The following is a 14,115-nucleotide window of genomic DNA, read 5'->3' on the forward strand; positions in this document are numbered from 1 at the left end:
CTTTGCGTTCTTTGCGAACTGAACTAACTCAAAAAAAGAAATGAAAAAAGAAGCGTTGATTATTCCACGAATTTTGGCGAAAAATACTTCTTAATAACCGTATCGCATTTATCGCATGAGATCATGAGCCAGTCTCCAACCTCCTGTTTACCATAATGGTCGAATATTGATGCACCGCAACCAGGACATACATAATATTCCTTGAAATAATAATTGTAGAACTCCGGGCAGCGTTCAAGCCAGTTGATGGTCTGGAGGAGCCGTTCAAGATATCTTTGCTTTCCTCCTTTTGCCCCTTTTATCTCCTCCTGCACGTGTTCTTCCATATGCTTTATATGCCTTTTACTGTGCTGTCTTATTTTCTGGTAATTGCTTATGAATTCTTTTCCATTCTCCAGGTATTTCAGATATCCTTTTTTTGTTTCTCCACTTTCACTTATTGTTCTCAGGAAATATTCGCCCATCAGGTCTTCCATGAGGTCTGCACATTCAGTACAAATATTATAGCCCCTGTAATTTTTTGAATCCTGATCTCCCTTGCATATCTTGCAGGTCTCCATATAATATCACCCGACGCATACAGGCCTGGTTGCTTCCCGTGTGAACATTATGGGATAAAGGTTCAGGACTGACAACAGGTCTCCTTTTCTGATCTCCCCTGATTCCTGCCCTATAACATAAGCTACGTTTATCGTCCGATCCATTTCAACCGGAGTAGGCCCTTCTTTTGTTGCCACCTTAACGACCGAAACAAGCGGATGATGGCTGAAAGCACAGGGTATCGCAAGCATATCCTTTTGCACCGTTATTTCTTTTACCTTAACACGCTCAAGCTTACCTGCCCCGATCGGGATATCCTCATCTGCTATTACCATCTCCCACTTTGCCCTGGTAGCTATTGTAAATTCATATGGCGATGCCCTTACTTTTTTTCTTGATACTTTCCCATTATCGCGGGAAACCACATTTACTACTTCACTCATGCTTTCACCTTTCTTTAGTATGAATATCAAAGTACTTATAGTTTATCATGTTTAATCATTATACTTATTAATCATGATATTTAATTATGTTGTGATAAATGTCGATTATGTCGATTATATTCAAAATTCCCTGACTACAAACGAAACTTTAATTAACACATAATTCCCTTGAGGTAATCCTGCTCCGATAGTGTAGCACGGCCAATCATGTCAGACTCTCACTCTGACGACTGGGGTTCAAATCCCCATCGGAGCATTAATATTTTATTCAATACCTCCTGCAAAAAACATATTAAAGTATAATGTTGGGGCATGCGGACTCATAATTAACTTCTATCTATTTACACCAGTTTGTTAAATTATTTTTTGGGTGGGTATCATGTATTCGAGTATCAATCCATATAAATTTGTCTATAAATTCATAAACCTATGTTTAAATTTACCAACTTGACGATTAATAGTAAGATTTATGTACTATGACGTTCTAAATTAAGAATTGAGGTTTGTTCACTCGGAGGACTTACCTGAAAAACGGGAGGGATGTCTTAAAGGAGGATTTGTTTAAAAGAGGTAGATAAAATGATTAACGATTCAACAAATCAAAAAGAAAGGCAGTGGACTTATATTGTATTTTTTCTGATAGGGATCTTATCTTTACCTCTTGGATTGATTTTTGGCAGTCTATTAGCGAATAATATTGAAGGAACGTGGCAACTGATATTTCCTTTGTTTATCTGTTCGATTCTATTTGCAATAGCCATGTATGCCTTTAAGGTGCGGTCGGCTGCCTTTGCATTAAAGGCACTTGCTATTTCTTTTGGATTTCTCTTCCTGATTTACGTTTCCTGGTTTATGTGGAGCGCAAACGAGCATGAATCCGGGGCTATATCGATTACAAAATTTGACACGCCTCAGGGAGAATATTCCGAGTTGACCGCAGGTGAATTAAAAGAATACCCTGCTCTTGAAAAAGCATTAAGTGACGAGGGATGTACAAAAATCAATGAAAATAACTGGTATTGTAAAGTTGGTCTTGATGAATTGAAACGAACATCGGATTTTGTAAATAAAAAAAAGCTAATGGGTGCTCCTCTTTTCAAGATCAACGAAAAGTATTATAAGATCGGTTTTATGACGCCGTGAAAAAGAGAGATAAATATGGATGAAGGATTAGGATTTGCGCTGGTGCCGATATTTATAATAGTGTTGCCGATTGTAATATCATCTTTGATTTTATATTTCATTTTTAGAAATAGAAAGATGAGTATCATTGGATCGATAATTGGCTTAATAGGGGCTTTCGTGATTGGATTTGCCATTCCTGTTTGGGATGGACAAAGCATTGTTCAGCTTCTTATGGGTATGAATATAATGCCACAGTCATCTCTCGCTCCTGTTGTAATGGTCATCTTCTTTGGTTTGTTAACAGCGTTCACAGGGTTAATTGTTATTAAGATATTGAGATGACCTATGATCGAAGTAAGCGTCAGCAATAAGGATGCTTCTGGCAATGTATACAGCCGGGCGGAAGAGAAAGTAATCAGGAGGACAGGATGCAATCAAGGAACACAATTGTAACCACAGTCCTAATATTTCTATTATTGTCGGTTTTGCCTAGCGGATGTCTTAATTCTGAGACCTCAATTAAAGCGATAGCAAAAACTTCTCTGGATGAACATTCACCTTTATGGAGCCAAGATGGAAAATTTGTGTTTTACATACGAGAGACTGGAAAACAGGATGAAAAAAAAGAGATATGGAAAGGAGATACAGAAGGTAACAGCGCAACTTTTTTAACTGGTGTTTGCTGTGATGTTGTTTTTTCTTCTGACAGAAAGGATATATTTTACATAGAAACCAACAACTCTTCGGAAAAAGAAGATAGATTCGTAGCCTATACGATGGGCGTAGATGGAAAAAATAAAAAGAAAATTGCCCAGATCACTCTTGAGAAAAAGTATGTTGGCGACGGAAGTACCCAGGGACTAATGTATGATATGCATTCATGGAATCCAGATAGGACAAAGCTATTCTTCACCAAAATGGAAGAAACTGGCTATACATGGGTATGGAATGAAAAAGAAAGAAAATGGATAAGATACAAAGCCGGGACTGAACCCTCTATACCTGTTGTGCAGGAAGATACCTGGAATGGACAAAAGCTGATCGCAAAAGAGCATGAAAGAACTGCATGGGTATGGGATTTGAAAGATAATGAATTGAGATTCGTTGGTCACTTGAGTTATGGCATCGTACAATACTCCGCTCAGGAGGCAGTCGTATGGAGTCCCGATGGCAAGTATGTGGCCTTGCCTTCTGTTGAACTTTCGGAAGCAGGAGCGGCTCAGCAGATTTTTGTTATAAATACAGAAAACGGAGAGAGCAGGAGATTGACCTCATTTGTTGGGGCTGACGCATGGCCTAAATGGAGCGACGATAGTAAGAATATAATGTATTTGCGAATGCAACCTGAATACTGGTGGTCGCCTTATCTCGCTGACAATCAAAAGGGTTTTGATATCTGGATGGTGGATCTCGATGGAAGTAATGAAAAACAATTGACAAATCTTTCGAACAACTCGGAAGAGGGATGGTTGAGCCCCGATGGGTCAAAGGTTGTTTATAGCTCCTGGAAAAAGGCTTTTTTGGACGCAGACGAAACCCAGGAAATTGAGATCTGGATTATGAATGAAGACGGAAACGATAGAAAACTGCTTACAAAAGTTAACACCGGAGGCATAGATCAAATGGGGTGGAATCCAGATGGATCTAAGGTAGCTTTTGTGACATGGGAATTAGGGAAAGATGGGTTAGACCGTAACATATACGTGGTGGATGTGTCAAATGAAAAGTGGCATGAGATCTCTTCTCAACCTTCCACTGCACCCGATATTTCAAAAATAAAAATAAATCCTATTGAATATGATAAAACTAAACTTCTGGATTATTACCTGAATTATACGACCCTGGAAGAAAAAGATATTTGTGGGCGTCCCGGGGACCCGGCGAGAGCGGAGGATACGGGAATTGTTATTCGAGGTACTCTCAAAAATGAATATGATAAAGATTACTATATATTTCTAAGCGCAGAAGCCTATGACTCAAAGGAGAATCTGCTCGGGCGCAGCTTGGACTCCGGACCGATCTGTGGAATGATCGCTCCATATGTAATCAGCAATAAAACCGAAAAATTTGAGCTTCATTTGAAATATTACGAGACGATCTCCAAGATCAAACTATTTTCAGGAGGTATAAGCGAGATTCCGCCGCCTTAGCTGAACAGGAGAAAATAATGAATTTTTTAGATGTTGAAAAAAGTGATAAAGTTGGAGGTATAAGTGAATCAAAGATATTTAAAATGTGCATTTTATATGGTATGGCAGGCTTCGGTTTGATCGATATTTTACCTTATGAAATACCATTGTTTTTGAGGGTGTCAATAGCATGTATTTTGCTTGGAATACCTCTACTGGATTTTAAAAAGAAAATTATTCTTGGTATATCAGGAGGATTGGGCTATTTAATTAAAGATTACATATTCTGGGATTTGACTGACCTGAAATGGTGGGCATATTTCGGATCTCGATCAGAAGTTGATTCTTTACTCATTATTTCATTAACTGGAGCCATAATAGGAACATTTCTTGGCATTGCATTATGGAATAAGAAAGCGATCATCATATTCCCCCTTTGTGGTGCGATCGCTTTTTTCTTTGGGACTGTCATCTCTTTCATGGCTCCTCTCCTGGCTCGTTTATTTTTGAGTATTTTATTTTATGTCTTGTCGGTTCCTCTGTCACTTATTGAGTCTTTAGAATCTTTTGTTCCTTATTTTGTTCATTTTGGTGGCCTGGGTGCTGGAGCAGTATTTGGTGCTGGCGTATATCTTTACCTTTCTTCTTTTAAAGAAATAAGAACAATTTTTCGGACAAAGGTAATTTCGTTTTTTATTGTGATTCTATCACTGAATATTCTTTTTATTTTGTTTGCGGGGGGCATTAGTGGAGGACATCCACCAAATTTCGCAACCATAGCGCCCATTGGCGAAGCAGTGGAGCGACATGAACCATACGAGCAGTGCACAATAACCATAAATAATTATACATTTTTGCCGCAAGATCCCGGAAAAGGTTTAAATTTAAATGTAGGAGTCACGATAAAATACTGTAGTGGGAGCCCCGATATCTTTCTGGTGTATAAGCAGGATGAATATCCATGGGGAAGCGGGATTATTACAAAATATTCGTCCTGGAATGATCCTGCCTGGAAACAACCTGAAAATGTAAGAAATGTCAAAATTGAACCAGACAGGATATATTATCGCAATTATACTTTTGAGAATGTGCCTTCGCATTTGCGCACAAAAGATTATGCAGTGGTATGGCTGTGGATGAATCGTACAGAGTTTGGAGAATCAGGGGCATTTGAGCATATAATAATTCAATTGGAATAAAATTAATTATGAAAAAAATCCTGAAATATAGGTGAACATGAGGAAATATGAATAAAGTATCAGGATTTGCGCTTGTACCGATATTTGTAATAGTGTTTCTGGCATGCGCCGCCCAGGCAGCTGCACCTGTCAGCCCCCCCGAATCCCGATTTGTATTGGAGCCCGGAGAAAACCTGACATTCACATGGACGCCTGATAACTTCGACGGATTCTATTACGATCCTGAAAACAAATCAGGCAACGAATCTCTTACTATAAAGCTTAATAACATAAAAGACAGGTCTATACCAATAGGCGGCATAGTATATCATAAAGCAGCCGGGCAAACAAATACAAAATACAGGGAGTTTGGGAAATATGCTGTTATCGAATTCACAGGGGAAAAATATTTAGCAGAATATCCCGCGGGGAAGAGCAATATCACAGGCCATGGCGAAATAAAAATAAACCAGATCCGGCTCCGTAAAATTTTGATCGATGACAACACAAGTAATAATTTCATAAATGGAAGCCGCATGATGCTATCTTTAGGTCATGATATTGAGATCAGGGATGTGAATATATCAGACTCTTCAGTACTATTGTCCCTCAAGATGGATGGAGCTGAAGTTGATACCAGGACATTAGGTGCCAAGGAAAATTATACTTACGAGACAAAGGATGGGCAGATCATTGCAGTCCAGGTTGATTCTGTTATAGCTGGCCGGGAAGAAAATTCTGTTTCAATAAAACGGATATTCCAGACATCAGAAAGTTTTACTCAGTATTATAAGAAAGTCGATATTTTCGGAGTGATGAAAGTAACAGATATTTCTGATACAGGCATTACAATGAGAAATACGGCTGTGTCTGTTGATCTAAAGCCAGGCAGTATCATCGAAGTAATGGACAATATTAGAATAAAAGTGGCAGATTCGAATGATCTCAGGTTATATTTATATCGTGATTGGGGTCAGGAAAAGAGTGAACACAGGGGAGCTTTGCGTACAGCCTCAAACAACCTTACCGCATGGGACGGTCTGAATTATGCCGGGTTCTGGTATGACTTTGAATCCGGCAATTATTCAGAATCGCTTGAAATAACGAACATGACAGGCAGGAGGATTCCCGAAAATGGTCTCACATATACAAGTTACAGGGCGAACATATCATATGTTATATTCAGCCTGGGCGGGAAAAAATATACTGCAAGAAACAACGGGTTTGCAGAATTATTGATAGCGCATGGTGATAGTATATATGAAAAAAAAGCACTTGTTGGGAAGCCGTCATGGTTTGAATGGGACGATGAGTTGAAATCCGGACGGCCGGTAGCATGGGAACCTGGAATGGACACATGGGAACTGGGCGAAGGATACGCCCTGACTGTTAAGTACATTGATACAAGGTCTGATCCAAGAAAAGCACGGCTGGTACTGAGCAGGAATGGTGTTGATCTTGATGATGTATGGTTGTCAAGTGGGAATGCTTATAGATATTTCCAGCCGGGAGAAACCGGAACATCCAAACTTATCACATACCTTGACGCCGTATTTGCAGGCGCCACGGTCGATGTGATACAGCTGCGGAACACCGTGTTCGTGTCGGATAATGTTACTCAAATAAAAGATGGTGACAGGCTGGGTGTGTTCAATGTCACTGTCATGGACCCAGATCGGATAGAATTAAAGAACAGGGAGCCGATCGACCTGGAAGCCGGAAGCAGTATAAATCTTTTAGGGAACCTCAGCTTCTTTGTGGAGAATTCGGATGAACTCAGGTTTTATCCAACCAATGTGGCGAGTTCGCAAGCGATTCCTGGGGAGGTTACTGAAAATTCGGTGCTGGAGACACATAATGTAACCACTCAGGTTGGGAAATCTCCGGTTGCGGCTCAGACAAAGAGGGCAGCGGGATTTGAAGTTATTATTTCAATTGCAATAATCCTGGCAGCATATATAGCAGGACGGAAGATGATGTAAAAAGGAGAAATGATATGGTACTAAGGAACAGGATTATAACAACCGTTATAATATTTCTATTACTATCAGTTCTGTTCAGCGGATGTACCGGAAAAAAGAATATCGCCCTCACCCCTGCACCAGACTTAATACAGACAAAAACAGTGAATGTCTCATCCCAGAACTTAACTCACTCATCAAAAGAAGAAAATACACCTGAAATTAAAATAACTTCCTTCTCAAGCGTGTACATGCATGATAATTCAGGCAATGAAGACATTTATTTATTCAGCTGGGAAAATGTGCCTGGAAACGAAAGTCAACGACTGCTGAGTTTTCTCAAGAACGAATTCCATATTGACTGGGTGGAAAATGCGCAAATCAGCAAAACCGGCAACGAGAATAAAACTATCCATGTTTCCAGGCATAATGACTTGATCGAGATAATGCTCAATAATGAAAGCGCACTCCTGAAAATCGGGGATAGAGGTTACTACGATTTGTGGGTACGAAAGGAAAATGGCACGCATAACTTATATGACAAAATATACAGGAATAAATATGATATTTCTGAGAGATACTATGCAGCATATAATCTATCTATAAAAAATAATGGTTCAAAAACTATTGATTTTAAACTGAAAGATCTGAACCTGCATGAAGGGGACAGGACATTCAATACAACGACCCTTGAACCTTATGACAACCCATATTATTTACAGGTCTTAAGAGACCTCCAACACGAAAATAAATTACAGGATACGACACTTTTCCCGGGTCAAAGTTTAGATGGGAGTGTGGCTTTTCATGTTAACTCCCTATATAATAAATCATTTTTATTGAAGTACAATACAACCCCCGTAACCTCTGCGTCTTTTGAGAAAAGCATCGAGGCCCTCAAAGCAGCAGAATATTTTAATTACTCTGCGGCATTGGGCGAACCTCCATACCGTAATTGTAACTTTGGCGATGGGACGAAAGGTTCCTATGAACCCATGTTTGATGACTATTGCGATACCTGGGCGAACTGGGTGAACAGAAGTGTTTTCGAAACCTATCAAAGGTCTGATGTGGAGCGAATACGAAAAACACCGCCCGATAATTATATACCCATGACAGAGATGATCTATGCATTAAGAGTCGTACCTGAAAGGAATATAACAATGTCTCCTGTTACAGGACGATTCAATATGCCCGAACTTCTTGTTATGGATGATACTGGTGAGATAATTATCAATACATCCAGAATTAAAGGAATGGCAGTTCTCAATGACCAGACCTATACATTCAAACCCGATTGGATGCTAAATTTTTCAAGGATGGATATTCCCAATGCATCTGTAGTACAGATTTCATTCAAAGGTATTTTTGGGTGGCCTATGGGGACCCGTTTTAGTTATAGTGACCAGGACATCATACTTGATAAAGATTTAAACATTATCGTGGTAAGATATTACCCTGTTATTATGGTAAGCTGAAAGGTTGTGTTTTCCAGATGAAAGTTGATATAAGAGACACGAAATCATGAATATAAATTCGGCATTTGCAGCCATGTTTACTTTTGGAAAAATAGCCATGTCACTCTTATTGTTTGCAGGAAGCTCTGGAGCAGCACCATCTGAAGACTGGAACAGAACTTTCGGGAGTGGGACAGGACTTTCGGAGGTCATGGGGAATGGGTTAATTCTGTTCAGCAGATAAAAGCCGGATTTGAGATAATTTTGTCAGTAGCAATACTTCTGGCAGTAAATAAAATCGTAAGGATGAAACGATAAAAAGGAAAAAAGCCAACCCTTATTTCTTTAACCATTCTGCTGCATGGGATTAGGCGGCACAATTCCTGGATCCGTTTCCTTTACAAACTCTTTGTCCTCCCACATATCATATGCGATCGCTATTGCGGCAGCCTGGGTAATGATCGCAAAGGCGCATATGATATGGAAGAAAAGGATGAGACCATAAATTGAGGTATTGATTACCGGGATTGTCAGGGTCCTGCCAATGTCAAAGAAGAGTACGGCTCCGAATATGCCAGCCCACACTGAGAGATTAAGACTTGTCTGAGCTATGCGCTTTACCCTGCCCATAACCCTGGATTTGCGAATACCGGAAAAGTTATAAAATGCAAGCCCGATGATGGCGATGCCTAACACGATATGCAGATATACCAGAACAAAAGAGCCCCTGAAAGTCATCACAAGAAGAAACTCAATTAACGCAACCCATGTCATCGCATACAGAGTCATCCATAACTTCATCGAAATCCACCTCGATAAATTATTGTATATCCATGAAATTTATCAGATACCATTTTTCCAATCACCACTTCACATGTCCGTCTATCGTTTTTGATTTTGAGCTATGGTACAAGTCCTATTATTAAATAAGTTCTTCGGGAATATATAGCTTTCAATCGATCTTATTTCCTGATAATCAGTTTCTTAAAATTTAAGATTTGTAGTAGTTATCACATAAATGTATATAATGATGACAATTATGCTAAGCATAAATTTTTAAAAAATCTATATATTCTGGGATATACATATTGAGTATTAGTAAGTAAATGATAGGTTGTGTATCAGCAAAGGTGGCGAAGTTCCTCTTGCCACCTTTCTGCATTATAGTTATCAGTTAAATGGATATAATCAAAGTCTTTTATTCAATGCCTTCAAAAGTTCTTCAGGTGTCTTAAAATCATTTTGAGCATCGAGTTCCACGATATCCCTGAGGATTTTTATAAGACTATGGACCGGCTTTGCCGTATGACTGAATTTTCGATTAATATTTAGTCCTTCAAGCCTCATTGTGCTGTTATTACTGAAATTACCAAGATTAACAGCTATAGGCAGGTTGTTTTTTGTCTTTATCTTATACGTTCCCAGGCCAAACCTGATCACGGAAGGTATCGAATAAGGTCTTCCATATACCTGTGCATCAATGAACTCAGGTGTTGTCGGAATGATTTTTTCAAATGTTATTAAATAGCATAAACCTGTAGTTTTATCTATTACAGGATAAGCAATGAAAGGTTGAATTGGAATTATTGAATTTATTTTACCCTCAAGGAAGTTATTAAGTTCCCATGGACGGAATTCCCTTCTGTCAACAAAACTTTTAGTGATCTGCACAGGTGCTATGATCTCCTTATTGTTTTCCCCGAAGAGCGCGACATTGCCACTTGAACCAATTCTTGATAACCTGATGATTTTCATCTCTATTTGTTCAACTTCATCGTTTTGTTTCTGTTCAATACCCTGCTTACCTTTTACCATAATTATTTCAATCCATTATCAAATATTTAATGTTTGGCTTTGATATTGTATTTTATCAGTATGAACAAAGAGTTTATTACTTTGTAATTATGTTGAGAAGTATAAATTCTCAATCCGAATAATAAAGGACACGTTCTGAATGAAAGTGCGCGAAAAACATCCATTTGACCTTTTGATAATATTGATATGGACACAACTGACTATTGTTTCCGTCCTTGTCCCAACATTTCTCGACACAAATTTAAGGGCGTTACTGGGGATTCCCATGGTACTTTTTTTCCCAGGTTATTTGTTGACAGCTGCATTATTTCCAAAAAAGCATGACCTTGAAGGAGTTAAGAGAGTCGCATTAAGCCTTGGTCTCAGTATAGCAGTAATACCTCTCATGGGCTTGATTCTCAATTTCACCTTCGGGATAAGTCTTATTCCAATTCTCTTCTCACTTTCCTTATATAGCATATCTATGGCGATAATAGCAGCATACAAGAGGGGAAAATTGCCTTTAGAAGAGCAGTTCTCGGTTCCATTCCACCGGGTACATGAAATAATCTACAATGAGATCAATACCCATAAAAGCCAAAAAGACGTTAATTTAATAATAATTCTTGCATTTTCCGTTGTCTTTGCAGCAGGCATGATCTATTTTGTGATCACAACTCCCAAGATAGGAGAAAGATTTACTGAATTTTATATCCTTGAACCATCAGGAAAAGCGCAGAACTATACGACAGATCTTAAAATTAATTCCCCCTCAACAATCCTTGTTGGTGTGTCCAATCATGAATATATCCCCATTAATTATACCTTGCAGGTAGCTCTTGAAAAAGAAGTGTTGACAAATACATCTTTCATGCTGGCTCATAATGAAACAAGGGAAGAAAATGTAACTTTTGTTCCGGACAAAACAGGAAGCAACCTCAAGCTTGAGTTCTGGTTGTTCAGGGAAGACAATTTTACTTCACCTTATCGTGAACTGCACTTGTGGGTGAATGCAAAATAATATAAAATGAAATAGAAACCTCAATAAACCTTTAAAAACCATAAAAACTATCCTACTGCTTTATGTTCTTGTATTAGGATTTACATTGATAAAAAAAATTATAGTGATAATCATGAATAAAACGGATAGAAAATCAATAAAAGTGAAAAAGATGGAGTTATATACTACGATATTTATAATTTTAAATACTATATTTATACTCTTATTTTCTATAGCAATATCTACGGCAGTTAATTCTGATGTAAATCAGACTGTAAGCAATCAATCAATTAATATTATCCTAAACTCCGGTTTTGAAGTCGACCCAGGATTAGGCTATTTCACCCGTGGAGATGGCACTTTTACATGGGCTACAGATGAAGCACACACAGGAAATCAGTCAGCCAAAATAGTATCCGGCCAACCCACAGGATCATATGCCCGATGGCTGAGCAAAACGGATACAATCTCTGGCCGGGCCGGCAATGATTATTCCGGATCAGTCTGGATGAAATCACTTGGTGTCGCACAGTATGGAAAGCTCGTTATTAATTTCTGGGACGAATCCTTGAATTATTTAGGTGGCAGCGAGTCAGATGAAAATATAGGTGGCACAACGGATTGGACCCAGCTTACAGTTCGAGCTATTGCACCTCCGAATACCACATTTGTAAGGGTGGAATTCAGGCTCTATGGTCCTGGCACACTCTGGGTGGATGATGCAGATTTGAGATTGAAAATAGAAAACCCTATCCAGACTCCTGCACCAAATTCATCATCCAATCTTGCACTCGATCCTGGATTTGAAACAGATCCCACAGTCTCCTACTCCACATACGGAGGTAGCAATTTTATCTGGGCAACCGACGCCATGCACACAGGAAGTCGATCAGTCAAAATAGTATCCAGCCAACCCACAGGATCATATTCACGATGGTTGGGAAAAACGGATACGATCTCCGGGCAGGCTGGTAATGGATATTCTGCATCTGCATGGATGAAGACTGCAGATGTCACCCAGTATGGAAAGATTGTTATTAACTTCTGGGATGGATCCTTGAATTATTTAGGTGGTAATGAGTCAGGTGGAAATATAGGTGGCACAACAGATTGGACCCAGCTTGCAGTTCGAGCTATTGCACCTCCGAATACTACCTTTGTAAGGGTGGAATTCAGGCTCTATGGTCCTGGCACACTCTGGGTGGATGACACGGAGATGATTTTAAAAACAGTCGCTTCTGAACCAGTAATCACTCCAGATCCCACACCTGTACGAAAACAATCGAATGCGACTTCAAATTTTACCCACCCCAATATGTACCTCAGCCCGGATGAGATCAAAGCCATCAAGGCCAGGGTAGATGCAAATGAAGAACCCTGGAAAACTGCATACGATGTCATGATTTCAGAAGCCAATTCTGTATTAAAAGAGCAACCGCCAAGTGTCACGTATGGGGGTAAAATTCCACCAAACGAAAATAAACATGATTATTTTTCTGATCCGCCATATACAACAGATGGCGTCTTTAATCCGGATTCCGACAGGACAGACTATCAATCCGCAATAAAGCTGGGGAGAAATGTGCGCAGCCTGGGGCTGGCATATGCGTTTACCGGAGAAGAAAAGTATGCTGATAAAGCACTGGAATTCATCAGGGTCTGGTCAATTGATCCTTCGACAAGGATGAATCCCAGATTCACAGATTGGCAATCCAAGATCGAGATTGCAATCACACTTCCAGGTATGTTCTATGGAGCCGAGCTTATATGGAATTATCAGGGCTGGACTCCTGCAGATAAGGATGCATTCAAATCATGGACCGCAAGAATACTTGAGGATGCAAAAAACTGGTCAGCTGAGAATAACTTTGAGAACTGGCGACTCGTGTTCATCAGTTCTGCCTCAGTAATAGCAGAAGATTCAGGAAGCATGACTTACGCTTTCGACCAATGGAAGGCTATAATCTCCAGTCAAATAGATTTAAATGGCAGGATGAATAAAGAGATAGTACGAACAAACTCCCTCACCTATTCCCTTTATGCTATAAACGCGATGATCCAGACAGCAGAAATCGCCAGGCATTACGGGGTGGATCTTTATGATTATAGACTCGAAGATGGGCGAGGCCTGGAGAAAGCCCTGGATTTCCATGCCCCCTATGCATCAGACCCGTCGAAATGGCCATATCAGCAAATAACTGCCTATGCAGGAAATAATGCCGCACTTTATGAACTGGCATATTCATTCAAGCAGAAACCTTTGTATCTTGATATCATCAATAAGTGGAAGCGGCCCATGTACGAAAGCAGAACTATGGGGCCTGTGACGCTTACACATTCTTTTAACTCATATCCTTTTACTTTTGCCGGTGCAAATTACGGTGATTAGGAACGAAATAAGCTGTTCTCAAGTAAAAGAAAAGTTGAAGCTTGATATGAAAGATATTGTATTCGCATAGCTTTTTTTTTCTTATCTCTGATTTTTAAG

Annotated in this window: 12 protein-coding genes and 1 tRNA gene; 9 read left to right on the forward strand and 4 right to left on the reverse strand. The window is 39.4% G+C overall.

What is annotated here, in order from left to right; all coding sequences use genetic code 11:
* Positions 1-59: 59 nt before the first annotated feature.
* Both FIB07_03160 and FIB07_03165 read right to left on the reverse strand, forming a co-directional pair.
* A complete protein-coding gene (locus FIB07_03160; GenBank protein ID NJD51845.1) occupies positions 60-560 on the reverse strand; it encodes a hypothetical protein in 501 nt (166 codons plus the stop codon).
* A 6-nt stretch (positions 561-566) separates the two neighbouring features.
* Positions 567-983, reverse strand: coding sequence for a DUF22 domain-containing protein (locus tag FIB07_03165; GenBank protein NJD51846.1), 417 nt, complete (start codon positions 981-983; stop codon positions 567-569).
* A gap of 181 nt (positions 984-1,164) precedes the next feature.
* On the opposite strand from FIB07_03165, the gene FIB07_03170 reads away from it, so the two are divergent.
* The 7 genes from FIB07_03170 to FIB07_03200 all read left to right on the forward strand — a co-directional run bounded on the left by FIB07_03170 (position 1,165) and on the right by FIB07_03200 (position 8,854).
* Positions 1,165-1,239: transfer RNA gene (locus tag FIB07_03170), tRNA-Glu, on the forward strand.
* A gap of 323 nt (positions 1,240-1,562) precedes the next feature.
* The gene (locus FIB07_03175) at positions 1,563-2,126 is read left to right on the forward strand and encodes a hypothetical protein (protein ID NJD51847.1); all 564 of its coding nucleotides are present in this window, start codon (positions 1,563-1,565) and stop codon (positions 2,124-2,126) included.
* Between the two features lie 15 nt (positions 2,127-2,141).
* Positions 2,142-2,450 carry a hypothetical protein gene (locus FIB07_03180; GenBank protein NJD51848.1) on the forward strand — a complete coding sequence of 103 codons (309 nt, stop codon included), beginning with the start codon at positions 2,142-2,144 and terminating at the stop codon, positions 2,448-2,450.
* 86 nt (positions 2,451-2,536) lie between these two features.
* On the forward strand, positions 2,537-4,258 hold the full coding sequence (locus FIB07_03185; GenBank protein NJD51849.1) for a hypothetical protein: 1,722 nt from the start codon (positions 2,537-2,539) through the stop codon (positions 4,256-4,258).
* Between the two features lie 17 nt (positions 4,259-4,275).
* Positions 4,276-5,436 carry a hypothetical protein gene (locus FIB07_03190; GenBank protein ID NJD51850.1) on the forward strand — a complete coding sequence of 387 codons (1,161 nt, stop codon included), beginning with the start codon at positions 4,276-4,278 and terminating at the stop codon, positions 5,434-5,436.
* A 47-nt stretch (positions 5,437-5,483) separates the two neighbouring features.
* Complete coding sequence (locus tag FIB07_03195) at positions 5,484-7,397, forward strand: hypothetical protein (GenBank protein ID NJD51851.1); 1,914 nt, start codon at positions 5,484-5,486, stop codon at positions 7,395-7,397.
* 14 nt (positions 7,398-7,411) lie between these two features.
* The gene (locus FIB07_03200) at positions 7,412-8,854 is read left to right on the forward strand and encodes a DUF4352 domain-containing protein (protein ID NJD51852.1); all 1,443 of its coding nucleotides are present in this window, start codon (positions 7,412-7,414) and stop codon (positions 8,852-8,854) included.
* Positions 8,855-9,178: 324 nt separating this feature from the next.
* Here FIB07_03200 and FIB07_03205 read toward each other — a convergent pair whose 3' ends face one another.
* Positions 9,179-9,634, reverse strand: a complete 456-nt coding sequence (locus FIB07_03205; GenBank protein ID NJD51853.1) for a hypothetical protein — start codon at positions 9,632-9,634, stop codon at positions 9,179-9,181.
* Positions 9,635-10,021: 387 nt separating this feature from the next.
* The gene (locus FIB07_03210; GenBank protein NJD51854.1) at positions 10,022-10,648 is read right to left on the reverse strand and encodes a hypothetical protein; all 627 of its coding nucleotides are present in this window, start codon (positions 10,646-10,648) and stop codon (positions 10,022-10,024) included.
* 139 nt (positions 10,649-10,787) lie between these two features.
* Between FIB07_03210 and FIB07_03215 the strand changes: the two genes are divergently transcribed.
* Positions 10,788-11,648: a DUF1616 domain-containing protein gene (locus tag FIB07_03215; protein ID NJD51855.1), complete on the forward strand. Its 861-nt coding sequence runs from the start codon at positions 10,788-10,790 to the stop codon at positions 11,646-11,648.
* A 112-nt stretch (positions 11,649-11,760) separates the two neighbouring features.
* Positions 11,761-14,016, forward strand: a complete 2,256-nt coding sequence (locus FIB07_03220; GenBank protein NJD51856.1) for a hypothetical protein — start codon at positions 11,761-11,763, stop codon at positions 14,014-14,016.
* Positions 14,017-14,115: the final 99 nt, after the last annotated feature.

It is taken from the genome of Candidatus Methanoperedens sp. (assembly GCA_012026795.1).
Classification (GTDB): Archaea; Halobacteriota; Methanosarcinia; order Methanosarcinales; family Methanoperedenaceae; genus Methanoperedens.

Coding starts and splice junctions, on each gene's coding strand:
- FIB07_03160 (NJD51845.1), bottom strand. CDS start 560: ATGGAGACCTGCAAGATATGCAAGGGAGATCAGGATTCAAAAAATTAC.
- FIB07_03165 (NJD51846.1), bottom strand. CDS start 983: ATGAGTGAAGTAGTAAATGTGGTTTCCCGCGATAATGGGAAAGTATCA.
- FIB07_03175 (NJD51847.1), top strand. CDS start 1,563: ATGATTAACGATTCAACAAATCAAAAAGAAAGGCAGTGGACTTATATT.
- FIB07_03180 (NJD51848.1), top strand. CDS start 2,142: ATGGATGAAGGATTAGGATTTGCGCTGGTGCCGATATTTATAATAGTG.
- FIB07_03185 (NJD51849.1), top strand. CDS start 2,537: ATGCAATCAAGGAACACAATTGTAACCACAGTCCTAATATTTCTATTA.
- FIB07_03190 (NJD51850.1), top strand. CDS start 4,276: ATGAATTTTTTAGATGTTGAAAAAAGTGATAAAGTTGGAGGTATAAGT.
- FIB07_03195 (NJD51851.1), top strand. CDS start 5,484: ATGAATAAAGTATCAGGATTTGCGCTTGTACCGATATTTGTAATAGTG.
- FIB07_03200 (NJD51852.1), top strand. CDS start 7,412: ATGGTACTAAGGAACAGGATTATAACAACCGTTATAATATTTCTATTA.
- FIB07_03205 (NJD51853.1), bottom strand. CDS start 9,634: ATGAAGTTATGGATGACTCTGTATGCGATGACATGGGTTGCGTTAATT.
- FIB07_03210 (NJD51854.1), bottom strand. CDS start 10,648: ATGGTAAAAGGTAAGCAGGGTATTGAACAGAAACAAAACGATGAAGTT.
- FIB07_03215 (NJD51855.1), top strand. CDS start 10,788: ATGAAAGTGCGCGAAAAACATCCATTTGACCTTTTGATAATATTGATA.
- FIB07_03220 (NJD51856.1), top strand. CDS start 11,761: ATGAATAAAACGGATAGAAAATCAATAAAAGTGAAAAAGATGGAGTTA.